This window comes from Streptomyces aureus (genome assembly GCF_001418135.1).
Classification (GTDB): Bacteria; Actinomycetota; Actinomycetes; order Streptomycetales; family Streptomycetaceae; genus Streptomyces; species Streptomyces aureus_A.
Window position 1 is genome coordinate 1 of record NZ_LIPQ01000328.1, and the last position, 23,005, is coordinate 23,005.

Annotated in this window: 20 protein-coding genes and 2 pseudogenes; 12 read left to right on the top strand and 10 right to left on the bottom strand. The window is 72.9% G+C overall.

What is annotated here, in order from left to right:
• Window positions 1-9: 9 nt before the first annotated feature.
• The 3 genes and pseudogenes from AOK00_RS40620 to AOK00_RS25490 form a co-directional block, all read left to right on the top strand.
• A pseudogene (locus tag AOK00_RS40620) lies at window positions 10-445 on the top strand (alpha/beta hydrolase); the annotation flags it as partial.
• Between the two features lie 2 nt (window positions 446-447).
• Window positions 448-992 (top strand): annotated as a pseudogene (locus AOK00_RS40625) (alpha/beta hydrolase); the annotation flags it as partial.
• Complete coding sequence (locus AOK00_RS25490; RefSeq protein WP_055602600.1) at window positions 989-2,206, top strand: acyltransferase family protein; 1,218 nt, start codon at window positions 989-991, stop codon at window positions 2,204-2,206. The pseudogene AOK00_RS40625 and the gene AOK00_RS25490, both read left to right, overlap by 4 nt.
• An 11-nt stretch (window positions 2,207-2,217) precedes the next feature.
• Here the strand turns inward: AOK00_RS25490 and AOK00_RS25495 are convergent, their stop codons facing one another.
• Together AOK00_RS25495 and AOK00_RS25500 are read right to left on the bottom strand one after the other, a co-directional pair.
• Window positions 2,218-3,243 (bottom strand): aldo/keto reductase, encoded by a 1,026-nt coding sequence (locus AOK00_RS25495; RefSeq protein ID WP_055602601.1) that lies wholly within the window; start codon window positions 3,241-3,243, stop codon window positions 2,218-2,220.
• Window positions 3,240-3,695, bottom strand: coding sequence for a MerR family transcriptional regulator (locus AOK00_RS25500; RefSeq protein WP_055602602.1), 456 nt, complete (start codon window positions 3,693-3,695; stop codon window positions 3,240-3,242). Before AOK00_RS25500 ends, AOK00_RS25495 begins: the two co-directional genes overlap by 4 nt.
• Window positions 3,696-3,747: 52 nt before the next feature.
• Here AOK00_RS25500 and AOK00_RS25505 point away from each other — a divergent pair, with 52 nt between their 5' ends.
• The gene (locus AOK00_RS25505) at window positions 3,748-4,578 is read left to right on the top strand and encodes a serine hydrolase domain-containing protein (protein WP_055602603.1); all 831 of its coding nucleotides are present in this window, start codon (window positions 3,748-3,750) and stop codon (window positions 4,576-4,578) included.
• A 51-nt stretch (window positions 4,579-4,629) separates the two neighbouring features.
• On the opposite strand, the gene AOK00_RS25510 is transcribed toward AOK00_RS25505, so the two are convergent.
• From AOK00_RS25510 to AOK00_RS25530, 5 genes are read right to left on the bottom strand one after another with little or no spacing between them, the layout of a single operon-like run.
• On the bottom strand, window positions 4,630-5,319 hold the full coding sequence (locus AOK00_RS25510) for a hypothetical protein (RefSeq protein ID WP_055602604.1): 690 nt from the start codon (window positions 5,317-5,319) through the stop codon (window positions 4,630-4,632).
• Window positions 5,316-6,869, bottom strand: a complete 1,554-nt coding sequence (locus AOK00_RS25515; protein WP_055602605.1) for a sensor histidine kinase — start codon at window positions 6,867-6,869, stop codon at window positions 5,316-5,318. The genes AOK00_RS25510 and AOK00_RS25515 overlap by 4 nt, the downstream gene beginning before the upstream one ends.
• Window positions 6,866-7,558, bottom strand: coding sequence for a response regulator transcription factor (locus AOK00_RS25520; protein ID WP_055602606.1), 693 nt, complete (start codon window positions 7,556-7,558; stop codon window positions 6,866-6,868). Before AOK00_RS25520 ends, AOK00_RS25515 begins: the two co-directional genes overlap by 4 nt.
• A 47-nt stretch (window positions 7,559-7,605) precedes the next feature.
• Window positions 7,606-9,288: a murein biosynthesis integral membrane protein MurJ gene (gene murJ / locus AOK00_RS25525; protein WP_055602607.1), complete on the bottom strand. Its 1,683-nt coding sequence runs from the start codon at window positions 9,286-9,288 to the stop codon at window positions 7,606-7,608.
• Window positions 9,285-10,460 carry a lipid II:glycine glycyltransferase FemX gene (locus AOK00_RS25530; RefSeq protein WP_055602608.1) on the bottom strand — a complete coding sequence of 392 codons (1,176 nt, stop codon included), beginning with the start codon at window positions 10,458-10,460 and terminating at the stop codon, window positions 9,285-9,287. The genes murJ and AOK00_RS25530 overlap by 4 nt, the downstream gene beginning before the upstream one ends.
• A gap of 207 nt (window positions 10,461-10,667) precedes the next feature.
• Between AOK00_RS25530 and AOK00_RS25535 the strand changes: the two genes are divergently transcribed.
• The gene (locus AOK00_RS25535) at window positions 10,668-11,846 is read left to right on the top strand and encodes a L,D-transpeptidase (RefSeq protein ID WP_055602609.1); all 1,179 of its coding nucleotides are present in this window, start codon (window positions 10,668-10,670) and stop codon (window positions 11,844-11,846) included.
• A 19-nt stretch (window positions 11,847-11,865) separates the two neighbouring features.
• Here the strand turns inward: AOK00_RS25535 and AOK00_RS25540 are convergent, their stop codons facing one another.
• Window positions 11,866-12,534, bottom strand: a complete 669-nt coding sequence (locus AOK00_RS25540; RefSeq protein ID WP_055602610.1) for a pirin family protein — start codon at window positions 12,532-12,534, stop codon at window positions 11,866-11,868.
• A gap of 152 nt (window positions 12,535-12,686) precedes the next feature.
• Here AOK00_RS25540 and AOK00_RS25545 point away from each other — a divergent pair, with 152 nt between their 5' ends.
• The 5 genes from AOK00_RS25545 (at window position 12,687) to fabF (ending at window position 17,596) form a co-directional block, all read left to right on the top strand.
• A complete protein-coding gene (locus AOK00_RS25545) occupies window positions 12,687-13,868 on the top strand; it encodes a PucR family transcriptional regulator (RefSeq protein WP_030321855.1) in 1,182 nt (393 codons plus the stop codon).
• An 89-nt stretch (window positions 13,869-13,957) separates the two neighbouring features.
• Window positions 13,958-14,899, top strand: a complete 942-nt coding sequence (locus AOK00_RS25550; protein ID WP_055602611.1) for an ACP S-malonyltransferase — start codon at window positions 13,958-13,960, stop codon at window positions 14,897-14,899.
• Window positions 14,900-14,917: 18 nt separating this feature from the next.
• Window positions 14,918-15,949 carry a ketoacyl-ACP synthase III gene (locus AOK00_RS25555; protein ID WP_055602612.1) on the top strand — a complete coding sequence of 344 codons (1,032 nt, stop codon included), beginning with the start codon at window positions 14,918-14,920 and terminating at the stop codon, window positions 15,947-15,949.
• 56 nt (window positions 15,950-16,005) lie between these two features.
• Window positions 16,006-16,254, top strand: coding sequence for an acyl carrier protein (locus AOK00_RS25560; RefSeq protein ID WP_030321861.1), 249 nt, complete (start codon window positions 16,006-16,008; stop codon window positions 16,252-16,254).
• Between the two features lie 79 nt (window positions 16,255-16,333).
• On the top strand, window positions 16,334-17,596 hold the full coding sequence (gene fabF / locus AOK00_RS25565; protein WP_055602613.1) for a beta-ketoacyl-ACP synthase II: 1,263 nt from the start codon (window positions 16,334-16,336) through the stop codon (window positions 17,594-17,596).
• Window positions 17,597-18,012: 416 nt separating this feature from the next.
• On the opposite strand, the gene AOK00_RS25570 is transcribed toward fabF, so the two are convergent.
• On the bottom strand, window positions 18,013-18,507 hold the full coding sequence (locus AOK00_RS25570) for a DUF3145 domain-containing protein (RefSeq protein ID WP_055602614.1): 495 nt from the start codon (window positions 18,505-18,507) through the stop codon (window positions 18,013-18,015).
• 259 nt (window positions 18,508-18,766) lie between these two features.
• On the opposite strand from AOK00_RS25570, the gene AOK00_RS25575 reads away from it, so the two are divergent.
• Window positions 18,767-19,684, top strand: coding sequence for an SGNH/GDSL hydrolase family protein (locus AOK00_RS25575; protein WP_055602615.1), 918 nt, complete (start codon window positions 18,767-18,769; stop codon window positions 19,682-19,684).
• Window positions 19,685-19,741: 57 nt separating this feature from the next.
• Here the strand turns inward: AOK00_RS25575 and AOK00_RS25580 are convergent, their stop codons facing one another.
• Window positions 19,742-22,213 (bottom strand): beta-glucosidase, encoded by a 2,472-nt coding sequence (locus tag AOK00_RS25580; RefSeq protein ID WP_055602616.1) that lies wholly within the window; start codon window positions 22,211-22,213, stop codon window positions 19,742-19,744.
• A 150-nt stretch (window positions 22,214-22,363) separates the two neighbouring features.
• Between AOK00_RS25580 and AOK00_RS25585 the strand changes: the two genes are divergently transcribed.
• The gene (locus AOK00_RS25585; protein ID WP_055602617.1) at window positions 22,364-22,939 is read left to right on the top strand and encodes a TetR/AcrR family transcriptional regulator; all 576 of its coding nucleotides are present in this window, start codon (window positions 22,364-22,366) and stop codon (window positions 22,937-22,939) included.
• Window positions 22,940-23,005: the final 66 nt, after the last annotated feature.

The following is a 23,005-nucleotide window of genomic DNA, read 5'->3' on the forward strand; positions in this document are numbered from 1 at the left end:
GCCGCCGTGATCGGCGGGACGGCCGGCTGGGCGTCCGGTGACAGTCAGGAGGCGGTCACCGGGGCGCCGGTCGGGACGGCGGAGTGGCGGGCCGCCGGGCTGCCGGACCCGGAGCGGATGGACCCGGCCGGGGTGGCGCGGTTCTTCGCCGGCCTGAGCCCCGTACGGCAGCGGGAGCTCGCCCGGACGCACCCGACGGTCGTCGGGAACCTCGACGGGGCGCCGCCGGAGCTGCGGTACGAGGCCAACGCCCGTACCACGCGAGGGGCGTTCGGCGGGGCACGGGTCCTCGCCCACGACACGCGCGGCCGGGGCCAGGTGGCCCTGGTGTACGGGGATCTGGCGCGGGCCGAGCACATCGCGGTGATCGTGCCCGGCTCGGACATCGACGCGGACCACGTGCGGCCGCTCACCGACATGGCGACCTCGCTGCGGAAGGCGACCGNNACGCGGCCACCGGGCGGCTCGCCGAGGCAGGGGCGGACCGGCTCACCCGTTTCGTGGACGGTCTCGCGGCCGTCGGGGCGCCCGAGCCGTCCCTGTTCTGCCACAGCTACGGCTCCGTGGTCTGCGGCCTCGCCGCCGGCGATCTGAAGGCCAGGGACCTGGTGGTCTTCGGCTCCCCCGGGATGCGCGCCGGGAACGTGAACGAGCTCGGCACCTCCGCCCGCGTCTGGGCCGCGAAGGATCCCACCGACTGGATCGACCGGATCCCGCACGTGGAGGTCGGGGATCTGGGGCACGGCGCGGACCCCGCCGACCCGGCGTTCGGGGCCCGCCGGATCGCGGCCGACGACGCGGCCGGCCACGCCGGCTACTTCGCGCCGGGCACCTCCTCCCTCCGCACCTTCGCCGCGATCGCCGACGGCTCCGTCCGCACCGCCGACGACGTCCGCACCACCGACGGCGCCCGCACCACCGACGGCTCCGTCTTCACCGCCGACGACGTCCGCACCGCCGCCGGCGCCCGCACCGAGGGAGACGTCCGATGAGCGCCCTCGCGACCATGGCCCGCCGCACGACCCGGAAGATCGAGTCGGGCACCCCCGCCCACCGCGACCGGGCGATCGACGGGCTGCGCGCCCTGGCCCTGCTGGCCGTGCCCACCGGGCACTGGCTGCTCGGCGGCTTCACGCTCTCCTCCGACGGGGCCATCCACAACGCCAGCCCGCTGGGTACCTTCGCGGGGCTCGCGCCGGTCAGCTGGGTCCTCCAGATGCTGGGGATCTTCTTCCTGGTCGGCGGCTACGCCTCCGTCCTCTCGTACCGGCGGAGGAAGGGCACCACGCGCGCGTGGCTCGGTGGCCGGCTCGCGCGGCTCGGCCGCCCGGTCCTCGGTGTCACCGCCGTCTGGGCGGCGCTGCTGCCCGTGCTGCACTTCGGGTTCGACGTGCCCGTGGACACCCTGCGGACCGCGTCCACGCTGGTGATCCAGCCGCTGTGGTTCGTCGGGGTGTACACGGTGGTCACCGCGCTCACCCCGCTGTGTGTCCGGGCGGCCCGCCGTCTCGGGGTGTGGGCCGCGGCCCCGCTGCTCGGCTCGGTGGCCGTCGTCGACTTCCTGCGGTACGGCCCGTACGCCGACGCCGTACCGCCCTGGCTCAGCCTCCTCAACATCCTGCCCGGCTGGCTCTTCGCCTATCAGCTCGGCGTCTCCTGGGGCGAGGGCCGGGTGACCAGGCGGCACGCCCTGGGGCTGCTGATCGGCGGGGCCGCGCTCTTCGCCGCCCTGCTGCTCGCCTTCGGCTACCCGGCCTCGATGGTCGGCGTCCCCGGCGAGGCCCGCACCAACTCCCACCCGCCGTCGCTGCTGGTCCTCGCCCTGGCCGCCACGCAGAGCGGCGCCGCGATCCTGCTCAGGGACCGGCTCGGCAGGCTCCTGAAGCGACCCGCGCTGTGGGCGCCGGTCGTGGTCGTCAACCTCTCGGCGATGACCATCCTGTGCTGGCACCAGACGGCCATGCTCACCGCGGCGATCCCCGCCTCCTCCCTCGGGGAGGTCCCGGGTCTGGTCGGCGCGCCGGACTCGGCCGGCTGGATCCTGGCCCGGCTGGCGTGGATGCCGGTCTTCGCCGGACTGCTCGTCCTGATCGGGCGGTACGCGCGCGGGTTCGAGTCGCCGTGGGCCGGGACCGGCGCGGGCCGGCGCACCCTGGCGGGGCTGCTCGCGGCGGGATTCGCGGTCTTCGCCCTGGGGCTCGCGTGACGCGGAGCCGCTCAGACCTCGCGCGACACCGCCGTGAAGCGCATGTCCGGGTAGCGGTCGCCCGCCACCAGGCCCGCGATCGGCTCGAGTTCGGCGAGTTCGGGCCCGGTGAGGGTGATCCGGGTGGCGGCGGCGTTCTCCTCCAGGCGGGAGCGCTTGCGGGTGCCGGGGATCGGGACGACCGTCAGACCGTGCACGGAGGCCCGCTGCTGGACCCAGGCGAGGGCGATCTGCGCGGGGGTCGCGCCGTGCGCGGCGGCGATCTTGCGGACGGGGTCGAGCAGGGCGGCGTTCCGCTCGGCGTTCTCGCCGGTGAACCGGGGCTGGTGCCGGCGGAAGTCGCCGCCCGTCAGGTCCTTGGCGGCGTCGGCGAAGGATCCGGTGAGGAAGCCGCGGCCGAGCGGCGAGTACGGCACGACGGTGACGCCGAGTTCGGCGGCGGCGCCGACGGCGCTGCGCTCCACGTCCCGGGAGAAGAGCGACCACTCCGACTGGAGGGCGGCGATCGGGTGGACGGCGTGGGCCTCGCGCAGTTCGGGCCCGGTGACCTCGCTGAGGCCGAGGTACTTGACCTTGCCCTCCCGGACGAGTTCGGCCATCGCGCCGACGGACTCGGCGAGCGGGACCGCCGGGTCGCGGCGGTGCATGTAGTAGAGGTCGACGGTCTCGATGCCGAGGCGGCTCAGGCTGCCCTCGACGGCGGTCCTGATGTACGCGGGGTCGTTGCGGATCCCCCGGTAGGCGGGGTCGTCGGCGCGCCGCTCCAGGGCGAACTTGGTGGCGAGGGTGACCTCGTCGCGGTGGGCGGCGAGGAACGGGGCGAGGAAGCGCTCGTTGGCGCCGCTGCCGTAGGCGTCGGCGGTGTCGATCAGGGTGACGCCGGCCTCCAGGGCCGCGTCGAGGGTGTCGCGGGCGGCGGCCTCGTCGGTGTCGCCGTAGAACTCGCTGATGCCCATGGCGCCGAAGCCCTGGACGCCGATCTCGGGTCCGTCCTGGCCGCCGAGCCGTACGGTGTCGATCCTGGTCACGTCGGTCATGAAACTGTGCCTCCGCATGCGGTCCCGTAATGACTGATCTTGATGTCGAGCACGGCGAGCGTGTCCTGGAGTTCGGTGATCCGGGAGAGCACGTCACGCCGGGTGGTCTCCAGGAGCTCCCGCCGTTCGTCGCGGGTGTGGTCCCCCTCGCGGACGAGCTCGGCGTACCGGACCATGTCGGCGACCGGCATCCCGGTCAGCCGCAGCTTGCCGACGAAGGCGAGCCAGCCCAGGTCCCGCTCGGTGAACCGGCGCTGGCCGGTGTGCGAGCGGTCCACGTGCGACATGAGCCCGATCCGCTCGTACCAGCGCAGGGTGTGGGCCGTGAGCCCGGTCAGGGCCGCGACCTCGCTGATCGTGTAGTACGCCCGGGGGATCCGGCTGCCGCTCGTGTCTGTGCTCGTGCTCGTGCCTGCACTCGTGCTCGTGCTCGTGCTCGCCATCACGCTCATGACCCCCACGCTAAAACGTTGGAGTGCACTCCAAGCAAGTAGGCTCGGCCCCATGCAGAGCAGCGTGCCGAGCCTGGCGTCGATCGAGAACTGGCCCGTCCCCACCGCGGCGGCCGCCGTGGTCCGCGCGGACGGCACTCTGGCCGGGTCGTACGGCCCCACCGGGCAGCGCTTCCCGCTCGCCTCCGTCACCAAGCCGCTCGCGGCGTACGCCGTCCTCGTCGCGTACGAGGAGGGGGCGATCGACCTCGACGAGCCGGCCGGGCCCGAGGGCGCGACCGTACGCCATCTCCTCGCCCACACCTCGGGGCTCGCGTTCGACGAGAACCGGGTCATGGCCGCGCCGGGCACCCGCCGGATCTACTCCAACGCCGGTTTCGAGGCCCTCGGCGACCACCTCGCCGAGGCGACCGACATCCCCTTCGCCGAGTACCTGCACCAGGCGGTCCTGGAGCCGCTCGGCATGACGTCGACGACGCTGGAGGGCTCGCCCGCCAAGGACGCCGTGTCGACCGTCGACGACCTGGTGCGGTTCGCCGCCGAGGTGCAGGCGCCGCGGCTGCTCGACCCGCGCACCGTCCTGGACGCGATGAGCGTCGCGTACCCCGGCCTGACGGGCATCCTGCCCGGCTACGGGCACCAGCGGCCCAACGACTGGGGCCTCGGTTTCGAGATCCGCGACGGCAAGGCCCCGCACTGGACGGGCGCCACGTCCTCGCCGCGCGCCTTCGGGCACTTCGGGCAGTCCGGCACGTTCCTGTGGATCGACCCGGACGCGCGCGCCGCGTGCGTCGCGCTGACCGACCGCCCCTTCGGGGCGTGGGCGGTCGAGGCCTGGCCGCCGTTCACCGACGCGGTCCTCACCGACCTGCGGACCGCCTGAGGCCTCCGCCGGAGAGGCGTCGGACGTCGCCGATCCGTGTGGACAGGTGCCCTACCCGTCGCAGCGGGCGGTGGGCAGGATTCCGTCCGGGCCGCTGAGCGACACGTCGACCAGGCCGGCCGGGTGCTCCGCGTAGGCGGTCGTGCAGACCAACTGGCGGACGCCCGCGTCCGAGAGCTTCTTGACGGGGAAGGGCGTCCGGACCCAGACGAGACGACGCGCCGGGTTCCCCGTCGAGGCGTTCCCCTTCGAGGCCTGCAGCATGGTCGGCGTATCCCCCTCCGCCCTGGGCAGGGCGGAGGTGATGCCCGCCGCCGTCTCGTTCGCCCTGGGGCCGGCCATGAGCATGGCGAGGATCTTGTCGGTGACGATCCCGCCGCGGTTCAGGTCGTCGCGGGATATCTCGTATCCCGGACCGAACACGTCGGTCGGGACGTGCTCTCCCGAGCCGCCCGACGGGGAGGTGTGGTCCGGGAAGGGCCGGCCGAGGTCGCGGATCACCGGCATCGACCGGCCGTCGGGGCCCACGAAGTAGAGCACGAGCCGTTCCTCGGGCACCGGTGGCCCGACGTGGAGCGTCGCCGCCCCGCCCGCCTCGACGACGTCGCTCTTCTGTATGCCGCAGCCCGCCAGCGCGGGCGGCGTCAGCAGGGCGAGCAGGGCGACGGCGGCCGCTCTGCGGGGCTTCGCGGCTCCCCCCGCCCGGCGGCGGTGTCCGGTGGTGGCCGCCCGGCTGTTCACAGCGGCATCCGTACCGTGAAGACCGCCCCGCCTTCGGGGTCGTCGGCGGCCGTGACCGTGCCTCCGTGGAGCCGTACGTTCTCCAGGGTGATCGCGAGACCGAGGCCGCTGCCCGCCGAGCGGGTACGGGCCTGGTCCGCCTTGTAGAAGCGGTCGAAGACGTGCGGCAGGACGTCCGGGTGGATGCCGGGACCCCGGTCGGCGACCTCCGTCACCAGCTGGTCCCCCTCCGCCCACAGCCGGACCGTCACCGGCGCCTCGCCGTGCCGCAGCGCGTTCCCGACGAGGTTGGCGACGACGACGTCGAAACGGCGCGGGTCGAGCCGGGCCCTGATCCCCTCCGTGAGGTACGGGACGACCTGTGTCGGGTCGGTCCAGTGCCGCTGCTGGAGGGTCTTGCGGACGCAGTCGGCGGCGTCGACCTCGTCGGTGTGCAGTTCGGCGGCGCGGGCGTCGAAGCGGGAGATCTCCATGAGGTCTTCGACGAGCACGGCGAGCTTCCCGGTTTCGGCGCTGATCAGGCGGACGGCGCGGGCGGTGTCGCTGTCGAGGCTCCCGGCGTCCTCGTCGAGGACCTCCGTGACGGCGAGCATCCCGGCGAGCGGGGTGCGGAGTTCGTGGGAGACGTCGGAGGCGAAGCGGCGGGCGCGGGCCTCGGCGTTGCGGAGTTCCGCGACGGAACGTTCCAGCTCGGCGGCGGACTCGTTGAACGTCCGGGCGAGATCGGCGAGTTCGTCGCTGCCCTTGGCGTGGATACGGGTGTCGAGCCGGCCGCGGCCCATGCTGTGGGCCGCGTGGCGGAGCTCCCGCACGGGCCGGAGCACGCCGCGCGCGGCGATCAGTGCGGGGATCAGGGCGACCGCGAGCGCGGGCAGGGCGCCGTCGCGGGCGGCCGTGACCATCGCCTCGATGTTCGCCTCCTCCTCGCTGAGTTCCATGACGGCGTAGAACACGAGCCCGGTGCGCTGTGGCGGGCCCTCGGCCGAGCGGGCGAGGAAGACGGCGGGAACGGCGATCGTGAGGTAGGGGGTGCCGTTCTTGACCACCCGCTGGAAACTGCCGTGCGGGACGGCCTCGTCGTCGGCGGCGCGGGCCCGCAGCTCCGGCGTGATGACGGAGGAGGTGGGCCGGTCGGTGGAGGAGACGCGGAGGGTGCCGTACTCGGCGTAGACGCGCCAGGCGCGGGGCTTGCCCTGGCGGGCCACCATCATGAGCGTGTCCCGCAGCATCTCGGGTTCGATGGGCAGGGTGGTGCCGAGGGCGTCGATCTGCTCGCGGAAGGCGGAGACGGCGGTGTCCTGGGTCTGCTCCAGGATGGCGTTGCGGGCGGCCCGGTAGGTGAGTGCGGCGGTGGTGCCGCAGCCGACGGCGGCGACGAGCAGGAAGGCGAGGACGAGCCGGGTGCGGAGTCCGAAGGGGTGCGGCCTCAGCCGCGGGCTCCGGCCCCTGCGGCCGGACGCGCGCCCGGTCGTCCCGTGCCCGTCCTGACCGGCGTGACCGCCGCGCCCCTCGTGCCCGGTGTCCTCGTCCGGGGTGACGCAGGCCTTCACAGGGGACCCAGCGGACCGAAGCGGTAGCCGAAGCCGCGCAGGGTCTGGATGTAGCGGGGGTCGCCCGGGGTGTCCTCGATCTTGTTCCGCAGCCGGCGGACACAGGCGTCGACCAGCCGGGCGTCCCCGTGGTAGCTGTGCTCCCAGACGTGTTCGAGGAGCTGCTGCCGACTGAAGACCTGCTCGGGCGCGGCCGTGAGATGGAGCAGCAGCTTCAGCTCGGAAGGGGCGAGGGCGATCCGCTCGCCCGCCTTGGCGACGGTGAGTCCGGCCCGGTCGATGGCCAGCTCACCGTGGAACTCGACGGCGGCCCGGCCGCCGGCCGGCTCCTCGATGCGGCGCAGCACTGCCCGTATCCGCGCCTCGATGACCTCGGTGCGGGCGGGCTTGACGATGTAGTCGTCGGCGCCTGCCTCCAGGCCGATGACGACGTCGAAGTCGTCCCCGCGGGCGGTCAGCATGATGATCGGCAGCTGGCTGCTCTCGCGGACCCGGCGGCAGACCTGGACGCCGTTGATGCCGGGCAGCATGAGGTCGAGCAGCAGCAGGTCCGGCCGGAACTCCGCGAGCGCGTCGAGCCCGGCCTCCCCGGTGGCGGCGGTGCGCACCTCGTGCCCGCGGCGCCGGAGCCCGAGCTCGACGCCTTCGCGGACTGAGGGGTCGTCTTCTATCAGGAGCACGCGGGGCATCTGTGAAGTATCCAAGGTCGAAGGGCCCCTCCGGCCGGAGGGGTGGATCAGGTGCGGCGGGCGAGGCCGCGCAACCGGCCGCTCCCGGCCCCGATGAGGGCCTGGACCTCGGTGAGCCGGAGGGGCTTGGCGAGGACGGCGAAGACGGTGAGGACGGTCAGCGCGCCGGCGATCCCGGAGGGTACGGCCCCGGCGGGACCGGTGAGGTCGGTGATGAGGAGCCCGTAACCGGCGGCGGGCACGGCGACGAACAGCAGCCGGGCGAGCGCGGAGACGGAGCCGCCGGAGGCCGGACCGCCCGCGGTCCCGGACGCCGGGGCGCTCGTGCCGCTCGGGCCCCTCCCCTTGAGCCGCTTCCTCAGCACGTACGCCGTGAGGCCCCAGCCCGCCCAGAGCGCGAGGGTGTACCCGGCGGCCATGCCGGCGACGGCCCACCGGGTGGGCAGGTAGTGGTGGGCGGCGAACGACAGCCCCGCGTTGAGCCCGGCGATCACCAGGTTGAGCAGGAACGGGGTCCGGGTGTCCCGCAGCGCGTAGAAGGCGCGGTTGCACACGTACTGCCCGGAGAGGGCGACGAGGCCGGGCGCGAAGGCGATCAGGATCCAGGACATCGCGCGGATGTCGTCGCCGCTGGTCGCCCCGTACCGGAAGACGACCGTCATCAGCGGGACGGCGAGCGCGAGGAGGGCGCAGGCCGCCGGGACGACGGCGGCCTGGCTGGTCCGCAGGGCGTACGAGACGTCCCGGCGGACCCCCGCGAGGTCGCCGTCGGCGGCCGCGGCGCTCATCCGGGGCAGCAGCGCGGTGACGAGGGAGACCGTGATGATGCCGTGCGGGACGGACCACAGCAGATAGGCGTTGTTGTACGCGGCGAGACCACCGCCGCTGACGGTGCCGCCCGCGGAGGTGGCGAGCAGGGTGGTCACCCAGTACGCGCCCTGGTTGGTGAGGACGAGCAGGACCAGCCAGCCGGCCGAGCGCAGCGGTGTGGCGAGGCCGCTGCCGCGCCAGTCGAAGCGGGGCCGCCAGCGGAAGCGGGCGGCGCGCAGCGAGGGCACGAGGGCGAGGGCCTGGAGCACGATGCCGGCGGTGGTGCCCCAGCCCAGCAGGGCGGTCTCCCCCGGGGTGAGGGCGCCACCGTCGCCGACCACGAGGAACAGGGCGAAGACGGCGACGACGACCACGTTGTTGAGGACGGGGGTCCACATCATGGCGCCGAAGCGGCCCCGCGCGTTGAGGACCTGTCCGAGGAGGGTGAAGAGGCCGAGGAAGAAGATCTGCGGCAGGCACGCGCGCGCGAAGGCGAGGGTCATCTCCCGCTGCTCGCCGACGTAGTCGGTGTACGTGTCGACGATCAGGGGCGCGGCGAACACCGCGGCGGCCGTGAGGGCGACGAGGGCGAGCGCGCAGAGGGTGAGCAGCCGGTCGGTGTAGGCGACTCCGCCGTCCTCGTGCTCCTTGGCGGCCTTGACCAGCTCGGGGACAAAGACGGCGTTGAGGGCGCCGCCGAGGAGGAGCGTGTAGATGATGGTGGGGACGGTGTTGCCGACCGCGTAGCCGTCGGCGACGGCGGCCGCGCCGAGCGCCGCGGCGACGACGGAGGCGCGGACGAAGCCGGTGGCCCGGGAGACGAGCGACCCTGCGGCCATGAGCGCGCCGCTGCGCAGCGCGGACGGCTTGGCCTTCGCCCGGCCCCTGCCGGGCCTTTCGGCGGTGAGGGTGGCCGTCATCGGCGGGCCAGATACGCCTGGAAGGCGCGGAACAGCGCGTGGTTGGTCGTGCCCTGCATCGGTGTCTCCCACTCCCCCAGCGTCTCGACGACCTGGCCGCCCGTACCGAGCTTCCAGCGGAGCAGCCCGTGGGCACGGTCGCCCGGGTCGAGGGTGGAGGGTACCCCGCGCAGGTCGTAGACGGCGGCGCCGAGGGCGTGGGCGTCGAGCATCATGCGCCACTGCAGGGCGTTGGAGGGCCGGACCTCGCGGCGGTGGTCGGCGGAGGCGCCGGTCTGGTACCAGACGCGTCCGCCGACGGTGACCATCGTGTGGGCGGCGAGGATCTCGCCCTCGTGGCGGGCCAGGTAGAGCTTCATCCGGCCGGGGTGCTCGGCGTTGAGGACGGCGTACTGGCGCTCGTAGTACGCGAGGGAGCGGCCGAGCCGGAAGCCGTCGCGCTCCTCGGTGATGCGGAGCAGCCGGTAGAACTCGGGGAGGTCGGCGGCGGATCCGACGGTGATCTCGACTCCGGACTTGCGGGCCTTGCGGACGTTGCGCCGCCATTCCTGGTTGAGGCCGGTCCACAGGTCGTCGGGGGTGCGCCCGGTGAGCGGCACCTGGAAGACGTGCCGGGGCTGGGCGTCGGCGCCGTCCTCCGACTCCCCGCCGCAGCGGCGCCAGCCCCGGGCGCGGAGCCGTTCGGCGACGGCGGTCCCCAGCGGGTCGACCTCGTCGGCGAGGACGTCGGAGAGCCGGCGGCCGGGCCCGGTGGCGGCCTTGACGGTGGCGGCGCTCCACCGCCGGTAGGCGGGGCCGGGGCCCATGCGTACGGCGAAGGCGCCGCAGGAGCGGAGATGGCCGAGGAGCGGGCCGAGCCAGCCGTCGATGCCGGCGTCGGCCCAGTCGGCGACCGGGCCTTCGGGCAGGTAGGCGAAGTACTTGCGGGTGCCGGGGAAGGGCCGCAGGAGGACGAGGGCGACGCCGGTCAGTCCACCGGACTCGGGTCCCCAGCCGATCAGTTGGTGCTGCCAGCCGTCCTTGACCTGGGCCCAGGCCGGGACTTGGAGGAAGCTGGGCCCGTCCGCACCGGAGCGGGACGCGAGGAAGGCGCGGTAGACCTCGGGGGTCACGGGGCCGAGCCGCAGGGCGCGGCGCTCGGTGGGTGCGGCCGTCACGAGCAGGGCTGACACAACGGGAGCCTCCTTGTTCCGCCCCTCGGTGGTGGGGCGCACAGCAGGCTCACAGCCGAATTCGACGGAGTCGCGCGTCGTATGTGACCGGACGATGACCGTTTTGCCGCAGCCCTTGTCATACGGGCCTCGGGCCCCCGTGCGGCGCGGGGAGCGACCTACAGTCCGAAACATCCCACTCGCTCCTCATCACTGCGGAGGTCTCCCGTGCTGCGAATACGCGCACCCCGTCCCGTTCTCGCGGCAGTCGCGCTGACCGTCTCCCTGACGGCATGTACGGCTCAGGCGGCGAGCGGTCCCGAGGGGACCGGGGGTCCCGCGGCCGACGCGTCGAAGGCCCCGCCGGCGAAAGTGACGGTCGTGGACCCGGCGGCCGGCGTCCCGGTGACGGTGACCGCGACGGGCGGCACGATCTCCGAGGTGAAGGTCGTGGACGCGGAGGGCGGTTCACTCGCGGGGCGCGCGGCCGCGGGCGGCACCCGGTGGGTCTCGGACCGCAAGGCGGCGCCGGGCACCACGTACACGGTGGAGGTCACCTCGCGTACGGCCGACGGCAAGGAGTCGACCACCCGGTCCTCCTTCGAGACGGCCGAGGCGGACAAGGTCAACAAGCTGACCCTCGCCCCCGGCAAGAACACCACCGTCGGCATCGCCCACCCAGTCTCGGTCGTCTTCGACCTGCCGGTGACGAAGAAGGCGGACGTGGAGAAGCAGCTCAAGGTGACCACCTCGAACGCGACCGAGGGTTCCTGGGGCTGGGTCAAGGACTACTCGGGCCGGGACCGGGCGGACTGGCGGCCCCGTACGTACTGGAAGCCCGGTACGAAGGTCACCCTGGAGGCGAATCTGAACGGCACCGACTCGGGCGGCGGTTGGTTCGTACGGGACTACCGCACCGGCTTCACGATCGGGGCGGCGCAGATCGTCAAGGTCGACCTGGACCGACACCGGCTGACCCTGAACAAGGAGGGGAGCGCGGTCCGTACGATCCCGGTCTCCGGCGGCACCCCGGGCGGCGACAAGCGGTCCTGGCGGGGCACGGCCGTGCTGATGGCGAAGGAGGGCACCATCAACATGAACTCGGAGACGGTCGGGCTCGGGGACGCCTACGACAAGATGGTCGACTACTCGATGCGGCTGACCTGGTCGGGCATGTACGCGCACGCGGCCCCGTGGAACGCGGCGTACTTCGGAAACGCCAACAAGAGCTCGGGCTGTATCGGCATGAGCGACGAGAACGCCGCGTCCTTCTACGGCGCGGTGAACGTCGGCGACCCCTTCGAGATCACCGGCAAGGACACCAAGGGCACGGTCGCCGAGGGCAACGGCTACGGGGCGTGGAACCTGAGCTGGGAGCAGTGGAGGAAGAAGAGCGCTCTCGCCTGAAGGACGGGCGCCCTCACGTTCAGCCGAGAGCCCTGCGCCAGTCCCGCATCTCCCAGATCAGGAACTCCGCACCGGTCGTGGCGACGAGGGTGCGCCCCCGGGCGTCGGTGACGCGGGCGGCGTCGCCGGGGTGCAGCAGCTCCTCGTCGAGCCCGACCGTGCCCCGTACGACGTGGACGTACACGAAGTCGGCGGCCGGTACGGCGACCCTCTCGCCCGCCGCGGCGCGGCGGACGTGCAGCCGCGCGTCCGCCGCCGGGAGGTCGTACGGCTCCGCGAGCCCGCGCACGACCTCGTACGAGGGGTCCCCGCCCGGCGACAGCGGTGCGAGCCACATCTGCACGAAGACGAGCGGTACACCGGCGTCGTTGCGTTCGACGTGCCGGACGCCCCCGGCGGAGCTCAGCCGCTGGAGGTCGCCGGCGCGGACGACCGTGGTGTGACCGGCCGTGTCGTGGTGGGTGAGCTCCCCCTCGACGACCCAGGTGACGATCTCGGTGTGACTGTGCGGATGCTCGTCGAAGCCCGCGCCGGGCGCCAGCCGCTCCTCGTTGCAGGCGAGCAGGGCGCCGAAGCGGAGGTTGTCGGGGTCGTAGTGCGGCCCGAAGGACAGGGCGTGCCGGGTCTCGATCCCGGCGGCCCGGTCGCCCCCGGGGTACCGCTCCCCCGCGCGCTGGATGCGTATCACGGGTCCTACGGTAGTGCGGCCGCCCGGGACCGTACCCGGGTCCCGTCGCCAGGGGCCCCCGGGGGTCGCGGCTGGTCGGGCCGCAGGCCCGGCCGGAGCCGAACCCGCCCCGACCCCGCACACTGCCGTCCCGATAAGGCAGTCTTGTCCCCGTGCCAGAACCCACGAACGCCCCTCACCCGCACGCCGCGACCCTGAAGCGCCTCGAACAGTCCTCCGGGCGGCTCGCCGCCAACGCCATTGCCCGCATGGACGAGACGCTGCCGTGGTACCGGGCGATGCCTCCCGAGAACCGGTCGTGGATCGGCCTGGTCGCGCAGGCCGGTATCGCCGCGTTCACCGAGTGGTTCCGGCACCCGGAGACCCCGCAGGCCATCTCGACGGACGTCTTCGGCACCGCGCCCCGCGAGCTGACCCGCGCGATCACCCTGCGCCAGACCGTCGAGATGGTGCGGACCACCATCGAGGTCATGGAGACGGCGATCGAGGAGGTCGCCGCCCCCGGCGACGAGTCCATCCTCCGCGAGGCGCTCCTCGTCTACGCCCGGGAGATCGCCTTCGCTACCGCCCAGGTGTACGCGCAGGCCGCCGAGGCCCGGGGCGCCTGGGACGCCCGCCTGGAATCGCTCGTGGTGAACGCGGTCCTCTCCGGCGAGGCCGACGAGGGCGCGGTCTCGCGCGCCGCGGCACTCGGCTGGAACTCCCCGGACCATGTGTGCGTGATCCTCGGCACGGCCCCCGACGGCGACAGCGAGCTGACCGTGGAGGCGATCCGCCGCGCGGCCCGGCACGCCAAGCTCCAGGTCCTCACCGGCGTCCTCGGCAACCGTCTGGTCGTCATCGCCGGCGGCAACGACAATCCGCTGGCCGTGGCGAAGGCCCTGATCGGCCCGTACGCGGCGGGCCCGGTCGTCGCGGGCCCCGTCGTCCCCGACCTGCTGGCCGCCACGCGCTCCGCGCAGGCCGCCGCGGCGGGCCTGAAGGCGTGCTCGGCCTGGCAGGACGCGCCCCGCCCCGTGCTCGCGGACGATCTCCTGCCGGAGCGCGCCATCGCCTCCGACCCTTCGGCGCGCGAGCAGCTGGTGGAGGAGATCTACAGACCGCTGGAAGAGGCGGGCTCGGCGCTGCTCGAAACTCTCAGTGTCTACCTGGAGCAGGCCAGCAGCCTGGAAGGCGCGGCCCGGATGTTGTTCGTGCACCCCAACACCGTGCGCTACCGGCTTCGACGTGTGACCGACGTCACCGGCTGGTCACCCTCTGATGTCCGTTCCGCGTTCACACTGCGGATCGCGCTCATTCTCGGACGCTTGGCCGACGGAGATCAGCAGTCCTAGACTTTTGTCGAACACCAACAATTCCCCCGACGGTTCTTCGTCCCTGTCCCCACGGGCGCTCGAAGCCGTCCCCAAGAGAGAGTGTGAGGGTGCTCGTACTCGTCGCTCCCGGCCAAGGCGCCCAGACGCCCGGCTTCCTGACTCCCTGGCTCGAACTCCCCGGCGCCGCCGACCGCATCGCGGCCTGGTCGGACGCCATCGGGCTCGACCTCGCCCACTACGGCACGAAGGCGGACGCGGACGAGATCCGTGACACCGCCGTGGCCCAGCCGCTCCTCGTCGCCGCCGGCCTGCTGTCCGCCGCCGCCCTCGGCACCGAGACGTCTGCCGCCGCCGCGGCGGGTGCCCCCGGCGTCGTCGCCGGTCACAGCGTGGGCGAGTTCACCGCCGCCGCGTTCGCGGGCGTCCTCGACGACACCGCCGCGCTGCGTCTCGTACGGACCCGCGGGCTCGCGATGGCCGAGGCCGCCGCGATCACCGCGACCGGCATGTCCGCGCTGCTCGGCGGCGACCCCGAGGTCACCGTCCCGCACCTGGAGAAGCTCGGCCTGACCGCGGCCAACGTGAACGGCGCGGGCCAGATCGTGGCCGCCGGCACCATGGAGCAGCTGGCCGCCCTGGAGGCGGACAAGCCCGAGGGTGTCCGCCGGGTCGTCGCGCTCAAGGTCGCCGGTGCCTTCCACACGCACCACATGGCCCCGGCCGTGGCGAAGCTGGAGGCGGCGGCGAAGGAGCTGTCCCCGGCCGCCCCGACCACCCGCTACGTCTCGAACAAGGACGGGCAGGTCGTCACCGACGGCGCCGAGGTCGTGGCCCGCCTGGTCGGCCAGGTCGCGAACCCGGTCCGCTGGGACCTGTGCATGGAGACCTTCCAGGCGCTCGGCGCGACCGCGCTGATCGAGGTGTGCCCCGGCGGCACCCTGACCGGCATCGCCAAGCGAGCCCTGCCGGGCGTGTCCACGGTCGCCCTCAAGACTCCCGACGACCTCGACGCGGCCCGTACGCTCATCGCTGAGCACGCGGCCGTCTGACAAGGAGTGTCGAGAAGCATGTCGAAGATCAAGCCCAGCAAGGGCGCCCCGTACGCACGGATCCTCGGTGTCGGCGGCTACCGCCCCACCCGGGTCGTGCCGAACGAGGTGATCCTCGAGAAGATCGACTCGTCCGACGAGTGGATCCGCTCGCGCTCCGGTATCGCCACCCGCCACTGGGCCTCTCCCGAGGAGACCGTCGCCGCCATGTCGGTGGAGGCCTCGGGCAAGGCCATCGCCGACGCCGGGATCACCCCCGAGCAGATCGGCGCCGTGATCGTCTCCACGGTCTCGCACTTCAAGCAGACCCCGGCCGTCGCCACCGAGATCGCCGACAAGATCGGCGCCGGCAAGCCGGCCGCGTTCGACATCTCCGCCGGCTGCGCGGGCTTCGGCTACGGCCTGACGCTCGCCAAGGGCATGATCGTCGAGGGTTCCGCGGAGTACGTGCTCGTCATCGGTGTCGAGCGGCTCAGCGACCTGACGGATCTGGAGGACCGCGCGACGGCCTTCCTGTTCGGCGACGGCGCCGGTGCCGTGGTCGTCGGCCCCTCGGACGAGCCGCACATCGGCCCCACCGTCTGGGGTTCCGAGGGCGACAAGTCCGAGACGATCAAGCAGACCGTGCCGTGGAACGAGTTCCACGTGGGTGACGTCTCGAAGCTGCCGCTCAACGAGCAGGGCGAGATCAAGTTCCCCGCCATCACGCAGGAGGGTCAGGCGGTCTTCCGCTGGGCCGTCTTCGAGATGGCGAAGGTCGCCCAGCAGGCCCTGGACGCCGCCGGTATCTCGGCGGACGACCTGGACGTCTTCATCCCGCACCAGGCGAACATGCGGATCATCGACTCGATGGTGAAGACGCTGAAGCTGCCGGAGCACGTCACGGTCGCCCGTGACGTCGAGACCACCGGCAACACGTCCGCGGCCTCGATTCCGCTCGCCATGGAACGACTCCTGGCGACCGGCAAGGCGAAGAGCGGCGACACGGCGCTCATCATCGGCTTCGGGGCGGGTCTCGTCTTCGCCGCGACGGTCGTTACCCTCCCCTAGGCACTCCGGTTCTCCCGGAAGCCTTTTCACAAGTAATCACAAGAAGGAGCGCCACCATGGCCGCCACCCAGGACCAGATCGTCGAAGGCCTCGCCGAGATCGTCAACGAGATCGCCGGCATCCCGGTCGAGGACGTCCAGCTGGACAAGTCCTTCACCGACGACCTGGACGTCGACTCGCTCTCCATGGTCGAGGTCGTCGTCGCCGCCGAAGAGCGCTTCGACGTCAAGATCCCGGACGAGGACGTCAAGAACCTCAAGACGGTTGGCGACGCTGCCGACTACATCCTGAAGAACCAGGCCTGATTCGGCCCTCGCTGACTCGGTCCGCCACCCGGCGGTGGCGCCGTATTCCGACCATCACACACATGGAGAACGAATTCCTGTGAGCTCGACCAATCGCACCGTGGTCGTCACCGGTATCGGCGCAACCACACCGCTGGGTGGCGACTCCGCGTCGACCTGGGAAGGTCTTCTCGCGGGGCGCTCCGGCGTCAGGCCCCTGGAGGGCGAGCGCTTCGCCGAACTGCCCGTGCAGATCGCCGCGACAGCCGCCGTCGACCCCGGTGACGTCCTGCCCCGCCCGCTCGCCCGCAAGCTGGACCGCTCGGCGCAGTTCGCGCTGATCGCGGCCCGTGAGGCCTGGGCCGACGCGGGCTACACCGCCCCCGCCGGCGAGGACGCGTCCGTCGCGCCCGAGCGGCTCGGGTCGGTCATCGCCTCCGGCATCGGCGGCGTAACGACTCTGCTCGACCAGTACGACGTGCTGAAGGAGAAGGGCGTCCGCCGCGTCTCCCCGCACACCGTGCCCATGCTCATGCCGAACAGCCCCTCCGCGAACGTGGGCCTTGAGGTGAACGCCCGGGCGGGCGTCCACACCCCGGTCTCCGCGTGTGCGTCGGGTGCCGAGGCGATCGGCTACGCCGTCGAGATGATCCGTACCGGCCGTGCCGACGTGGTCGTCGCCGGCGGTACCGAGGCAGCGATCCACCCGCTGCCGATCGCCGCCTTCGCCAACATGATGGCGATGTCCAAGAGCAACGACGAGCCGACGAAGGCCTCGCGTCCCTACGACACCGGCCGTGACGGCTTCGTGCTCGGCGAGGGCGCGGGCGTCGTGATCCTGGAGTCCGAGGAGCACGCGAAGGCCCGTGGCGCCCGCGTCTACTGCGAGGTCCTCGGCCAGGGCCTGTCGGCCGACAGCCACCACATCGCGCAGCCCGAGCCGACCGGCCGGGGCATCGCCGCCGCGATGCAGAACCTGCTCGACTCGACGGACCTCAAGCCGTCCGAGGTCGTCCACCTCAACGCGCACGCCACGTCGACGCCGCAGGGTGACGTCGCCGAGATCAAGGCGCTGCGGAAGGTCCTGGGCGACGACCTGGACCACGTCGCGATCTCCGCGACGAAGTCGATGACCGGCCACCTCCTCGGCGGCGCGGGCGGCATCGAGACCGTCGCGACGGTCCTGGCCCTCCACCACCGCCTGGCCCCGCCGACGATCAACGTCGACGAGCTGGACCCGGCGGTCGACGCGGACATCGTCCGCGACGAGCCCCGCGAACTCCCGCAGGGCACGATCGCCGCGATCAACAACTCGTTCGGCTTCGGCGGCCACAACGTGGTGCTGGCGTTCCGGACGGTCTGACACCGCGTCCGACACATGGCGAAGGCCCACCCCCCGACCCGGGGGGTGGGCCTTCGCCGTGTCCGGCGGACGGAGGCCCGCTCCCTTCCGGGGGTTGGTCTCCTTCGCGTTTTCGCGGCTCAGCGCACCCGCACCGCGAAGGCCGACGGTTCCGCCTGCATCAGGAGGTGGTTGGCGACGATGTGCCGGCCGCCGGGGGCGACGAGGAGTTCCGCTTCGATGGAGAGCCGACGACCCGTCGGGCGCCCCTGCGCGACGGCGTCGCCCAGGGCCCCGGGCGCTCTTCCGATGCCCGCGTCTCCGTGTCCCGCGGCTGCCGGGCGTTCAGGCGCGTCCGGCGCAGCACCCGTGCCCCCGCCCCCAGGCGCGCCCCCCGCGCACCGGGCGGAATCCACCGCTCGCCGGGTGACGGCCGGTCAGACGACCTGATGCAACCAGCGGACGGGGGCTCCCTCGCCCGCGTACCGGAAGGGCTCCAGTTCGTCGTCCCAGGGCTTGCCGAGGAGCCGGGCGATCTCGGCCTCCAGTTGGGTCTCGCCCTGCGCGGAGCGCGCGAGCGCCGCCCGCAGCCGGTCCTCGGGGATCAGGATGTCCCCGTGCATGCCGGTGACGGCGTGGAAGATGCCCAGGTCGGGGGTGGCGCTGTAGCGCTCGCCCTCGGCGGTGGGACAGGGCTCCGCCGTGACCTCGAAGCGGAGCATCTGCCAGCCGCGCAGCGCGGAGGCGAGTTCGGAGGCGGTGCCGGTGCGGCCCTGCCAGGAGAGCTCGGCTCTCCAGGTGCCGGGGGAAGCCGGCTGGCGGATCCAGTCGAGCTGGACCCTCGCACCGAGGACACCCGCGACCGCCCATTCGACGTGCGGGCACAGCGCGCGCGGTGCGGAGTGAACGTACAGGACTCCACGTGTCGTCACCGGGACCTCCAGTGTGGGACGAGGTTCGCCTTTCCCAGCGGCCTCAGTAAACAGCATCAGGAGCAAAACGTCACAAACCATCAAAAAAGGGACAGCATGTGACGTGATGTAATTTACCGGAGCCGGTCGGCAAAGGTGCCTCTGGTTCGACGGGGGAAAAGCTACCGTGCCGCACCGTCATCGGTGTGACGTACGGTCGGTCCGGGGGCGGGTGAACACGAAGCTTTCACCCGCCAGGACGCCGAAGGAGGGGCCGGGGATGCGCGGCCGACGCAGATTCCGTACCGCTGTCGCCACCGCGACGGCGGCGCTGCTGTGCGCGGGAGCGCTGTCCGGCTGCACCGCCGGGGAGCCCGCGGCGAAGACCCCGGAGCCGAGAGCCACACCGAAGGCGGCCCCGAAGGCGGCTCGGAAACCGGCCCCGAAGCCGACCTCGCCGTGGGACGTCTCCCCCGCCTCCGTCGCCGCCGTCGGCGACTCCGTGACCCGCGCCTTCGACGCCTGCGCGATCCTCGCGGACTGCCCCGAGTCGTCCTGGGCGACGGGCACGGACACCGCCGTGAACAGCCTCGCGCTGCGCCTGCTCGGCCCGGAGAAGGTCGCCACCCGCAGCTGGAACCTGGCGCGGACCGGCGCACGGATGGCGGAGCTTCCGGAACAGATGGCCGTGGCGGCCGCCGAACGGCCCGAGCTGGTCACGGTGATGATGGGCGCGAACGACGCCTGCCGGGCCACCCCGGCGCTGATGACCCCGGTCGCCGACTTCCGGACGCACTTCGAGACGGCGCTCGCCCGGCTGTGGAAGGGCGCGCCGAAGGCGAACGTGTACGTGGCGAGCGTGCCGTCCCTGATGCACCTGTGGTCCACGGGTCGGGTCAGCCCGAGGGGGCTGGAGGTGTGGAAGCTGGGGATCTGCGGCGCGATGCTGTCGGACGCCGAGGACCTGGGCACCGCGGCGGAGCGGCGACGCGCCGAGGTGCAGGACCGGGTGGTGGCGTACAACCGGGTGCTGTCGGAAGTGTGCGCGAAGGACGAACGCTGCCGGTACGACGGCGGGGCGGTCTTCGGGTTCCGCTTCGACAGCGGGCAGTTGAGCCCCTGGGACTTCTTCCATCCGAGCAGGGACGGGCAGGCGCGGCTCGCGGAGCTGGCGTACCGGCGGATCACGAAGGAGTGAGGACCCCGGGGCGGTTGTCAGGTGCCGCCCCGGGGCCGGTCGTGTGGGCCCCCGCCGTCAGATCTCCACCGTGGTGGTCAGACGGGCGTCCGTGAGGGAGTGCGCCGCCAGGACCTCGTATGTCCCGGCGACGAGGATCCAGTCGTTCTTCTTCTCGTCCCAGATCTCGAAGGCGCGGCGGGGCAGCTCGATCCGGGTCTCGACGGTCTCGCCGGGGCCCGCCTCGACGCTCGCGAAGCCGGCCAGCCAGCGGGCGGGGCGCTCCACGGAGTCGTCGACGGGTGCCAGGTAGACCTGGACGACCTCGCGGCCCGCGCGGTCGCCGGTGTTGGTGAGCCGGACGGTCACGGTGTCGGGGCCGGCCGTCAGGGCGTCGTACGACCAGGTCGTGTAGCCGAGGCCGTGACCGAAGGCGTACGCGGGGACCGCGCCGGCCTTGTCCCAGGCCCGGTACCCGATGAACACGCCCTCGGCGTAGTCGAGTTCACCCTCGGTGGGGGTGGTCTCGGTGACGGGGACGTCGGCGAGGGCGGCGGGCCAGGTGGTGGGGAGGCGGCCGCCAGGCTCCTCGGCGCCGGTGAGGACGTCGGCGAGGGCGGCGCCGCCCTCCTGGCCGGGGAACCAGCCGAGCAGGACCGCGGCCACGTCCTCGCGCCAGGGCAGTTCGACCGGGGAACCGGCGTTGACCACGACGACGGTGTTCGGGTTGGCGGCGGCGACGGCCCGTACGAGGTCGTCCTGGCGGCCGGGGAGGGCGAGGTCCTTGCGGTCGAAGCCCTCGGACTCGACGCGTTCGGTGGTGGCGACGACCACGACGGCGGTGTCGGCGGCGCGGGCCGCCTCGACGGCCTCGGCGATCAGTTCGTCGGGGTCACGCCGCGGACCGAGGTGGACGAAGGAGAACATGACGGCCGGCAGCGGGGCCGCGAACTCCTTGTCGAGGGTGTGGAGCAGGGACACCTCGACGGTCTCGCCCGCGGTGAGCGCGACCTTGGCGCGTTCGACCGGGGAGCCGAAGAAGGCCTCGAAGGGATCGGTCTCGGGGCCGATGGCCTGCACGCCCTCGTAGACGGTCCGGCCGTCGACGGTGAGGGTGTAGGCGCCGAGGCCGCGGGTGCCGAAGGAGTGCTCGCCGGACTCGCGCGGGGTGAAGGTGCCGACGACCTCGACGGAGGCGAGGGCCTCGTGGGTGACGCCGGCCGGGAGGTCGTCGCCGATCCACTGGACCTGGCCGTTGGGCAGGGATCCCTCGCCGAGCACGGCGCCGGAGGCGTCGCGGCAGCGGGCGCGGAGGGTGAACCCCTGATCGGCGGGGGTGAGTTCGTCGCTGGGGTCGGCGCCGACGGTGAAGGTGAGCGCGCCCCCTTCGGGGCCGGCCGCGAGGGCGGCGGTGAGGCCGGCCAGCGGGGAGACGACGTGCTCGGGGAAGACCTGGGCGGAGCCGCCGCCGAGGACGCGGGCGTCGCGGGCGGCGGCGCCGGAGAGGGCGACGGTCGTTCCGGCCGCGAGGGGCAGCGCGCCGTTCTCGTTGCGGACGAGGACGAAGCCTCGGCGGGCGATCTCGCGGGCGAGCGCGTCGCCGTCGAGGGCGGCCGGGGGTTCGGTGACGACCGGCGGGGCGCCTTCGAGGGCACCGACGCGGGCGGCCAGCCGCAGGACGTTGCGTACGGCCGCGTCGACCGTGGACTCCTCGACCTCGCCGGCGCGGACGGCGGCGGCGAGCGCCTCGCCGTAGACGGTCCGCGGGCCGGGCATGGCGACGTCGAGGCCGCCCTCGATGTCGGCGGTGGTGGAGCGGGCGGCCATCCAGTCGGAGACGTTGCAGCCGTCGAAGCCCCACTCGCCGCGGAGGACCTCGTTCACGAGGTGCCGGTGCTCGGTCATGGTCACGCCGTTGACCTGGTTGTAGGCGGTCATGATGCCCCAGGGGTGGGCGTTCCTGACGATGGCCTCGAAGGGGGCGAGGTAGAGCTCGCGGAGGGGGCGCGGGGCGATCCTGTTGTCCACGGTGAAGCGGTCGGTCTCGGCGTCGTTGGCGACGAAGTGCTTGACGGTGGTGCCGACGCCGCCGTCCTGGACGCCCCGGACATAGCCGGTGCCGACGGCGCCGGTGAGGAAGGGGTCCTCGCTGTAGGCCTCGAAGTGGCGGCCGCCGAGCGGGGTGCGATGCAGGTTGACCGTGGGCGCGAGCACGACGTGGACGCCCTTGCGGCGGGCCTCCTGGGCGAGGAGGCGGCCGGCGCGGCGGGCGAGGGCGGGGTCCCAGGCGGCGGCGAGCGCGGTCGGGGACGGCAGGGCGACGGACGGGTCGTCGGCGGTCCAGCGGACGCCGCGGACACCGATGGGGCCGTCGGACATGACCAGGGACTTCAGTCCGATCTCCGGCAGGGCGGGCAGGGACCACATGTCCTGGCCGCCGAGCAGCCGGGTCCTGGTGTCCAGGTCGAGCTTGGCGAGCGCCGCCTCGACGGCCTCTTCCCGTGCGGCGTCCGCCGTTGCCCGTGCCGTGTCCGCGCTGGTCTCCGTCATGGCCGTACCTCCTCGTTGACGTACCGATGACCCCGATGCCGTCATCGTGCACCCAGTTACCTGTAAATCGGTAGGTGATGTTATCTCTTCGTTACTTCATGGACGGGGTACGGTCCTGTCGGAAGCGACGATCTGAGAGGGGCCACGGCGATGGTGCGGGCCAGGAGCGAGGAGCGGCGGGCGGACATCCTGCGCGCGGCCCTCGAAGTGATCGCCGAGCGCGGCTACCGGGGCGCCAGCCTCGGCTCCGTCGCCGAGCGCGTCGGTCTCACCCAGCAGGGGCTCCTGCACTACTTCCCGACGAAGGAGGCACTGCTCGTCGCCGTCCTGGAGGAGCGCGACCGCTGGGACACGAGCGGCGGCCGGGACCGCGAGGGCTGGCGGCTCGACCTGCTCGAATCGCTCGTCGAGTACAACGCGATGCGGCCCGGCATCGTGCAGACCTTCTCCGCGCTGCTCGGCGAGAGCGTGACGGACGGGCACCCGGCGCGGGAGTTCTTCACCGAGCGGTACGCACTGGTGCGGGCGAACATGGCGCAGGTGCTGCGTCTGGAGTTCGGCGACCGGCTGCCGAGCGGGCTGAGCCCGGAGCGCGCGGCGCCGCTCCTGACGGCGGTGATGGACGGACTCCAGTACCAGTGGCTCCTGGACCCGGCGGCGGTGGACATGCCGGCCGCCTTCCGCGACTTCCTGCGTCTGCTGCACGGCGGCGAGCCGCGGCCGTAGCCGCGCATCGCCCTCGTGCTGCGGGAGACGGCGGTCCGGGGGTCCCGGGCCAGTCTCTTATACACA

Excerpts from the sequence above, each read along its gene's own strand:
- AOK00_RS25490 (WP_055602600.1), top strand. The coding sequence starts at position 989 with ATGAGCGCCCTCGCGACCATGGCCCGCCGCACGACCCGGAAGATCGAG.
- AOK00_RS25495 (WP_055602601.1), bottom strand. The coding sequence starts at position 3,243 with ATGACCGACGTGACCAGGATCGACACCGTACGGCTCGGCGGCCAGGAC.
- AOK00_RS25500 (WP_055602602.1), bottom strand. The coding sequence starts at position 3,695 with ATGAGCGTGATGGCGAGCACGAGCACGAGCACGAGTGCAGGCACGAGC.
- AOK00_RS25505 (WP_055602603.1), top strand. The coding sequence starts at position 3,748 with ATGCAGAGCAGCGTGCCGAGCCTGGCGTCGATCGAGAACTGGCCCGTC.
- AOK00_RS25520 (WP_055602606.1), bottom strand. The coding sequence starts at position 7,558 with ATGCCCCGCGTGCTCCTGATAGAAGACGACCCCTCAGTCCGCGAAGGC.
- murJ (WP_055602607.1), bottom strand. The coding sequence starts at position 9,288 with ATGACGGCCACCCTCACCGCCGAAAGGCCCGGCAGGGGCCGGGCGAAG.
- AOK00_RS25555 (WP_055602612.1), top strand. The coding sequence starts at position 14,918 with ATGTCGAAGATCAAGCCCAGCAAGGGCGCCCCGTACGCACGGATCCTC.
- AOK00_RS25560 (WP_030321861.1), top strand. The coding sequence starts at position 16,006 with ATGGCCGCCACCCAGGACCAGATCGTCGAAGGCCTCGCCGAGATCGTC.
- AOK00_RS25575 (WP_055602615.1), top strand. The coding sequence starts at position 18,767 with ATGCGCGGCCGACGCAGATTCCGTACCGCTGTCGCCACCGCGACGGCG.
- AOK00_RS25580 (WP_055602616.1), bottom strand. The coding sequence starts at position 22,213 with ATGACGGAGACCAGCGCGGACACGGCACGGGCAACGGCGGACGCCGCA.
- AOK00_RS25585 (WP_055602617.1), top strand. The coding sequence starts at position 22,364 with ATGGTGCGGGCCAGGAGCGAGGAGCGGCGGGCGGACATCCTGCGCGCG.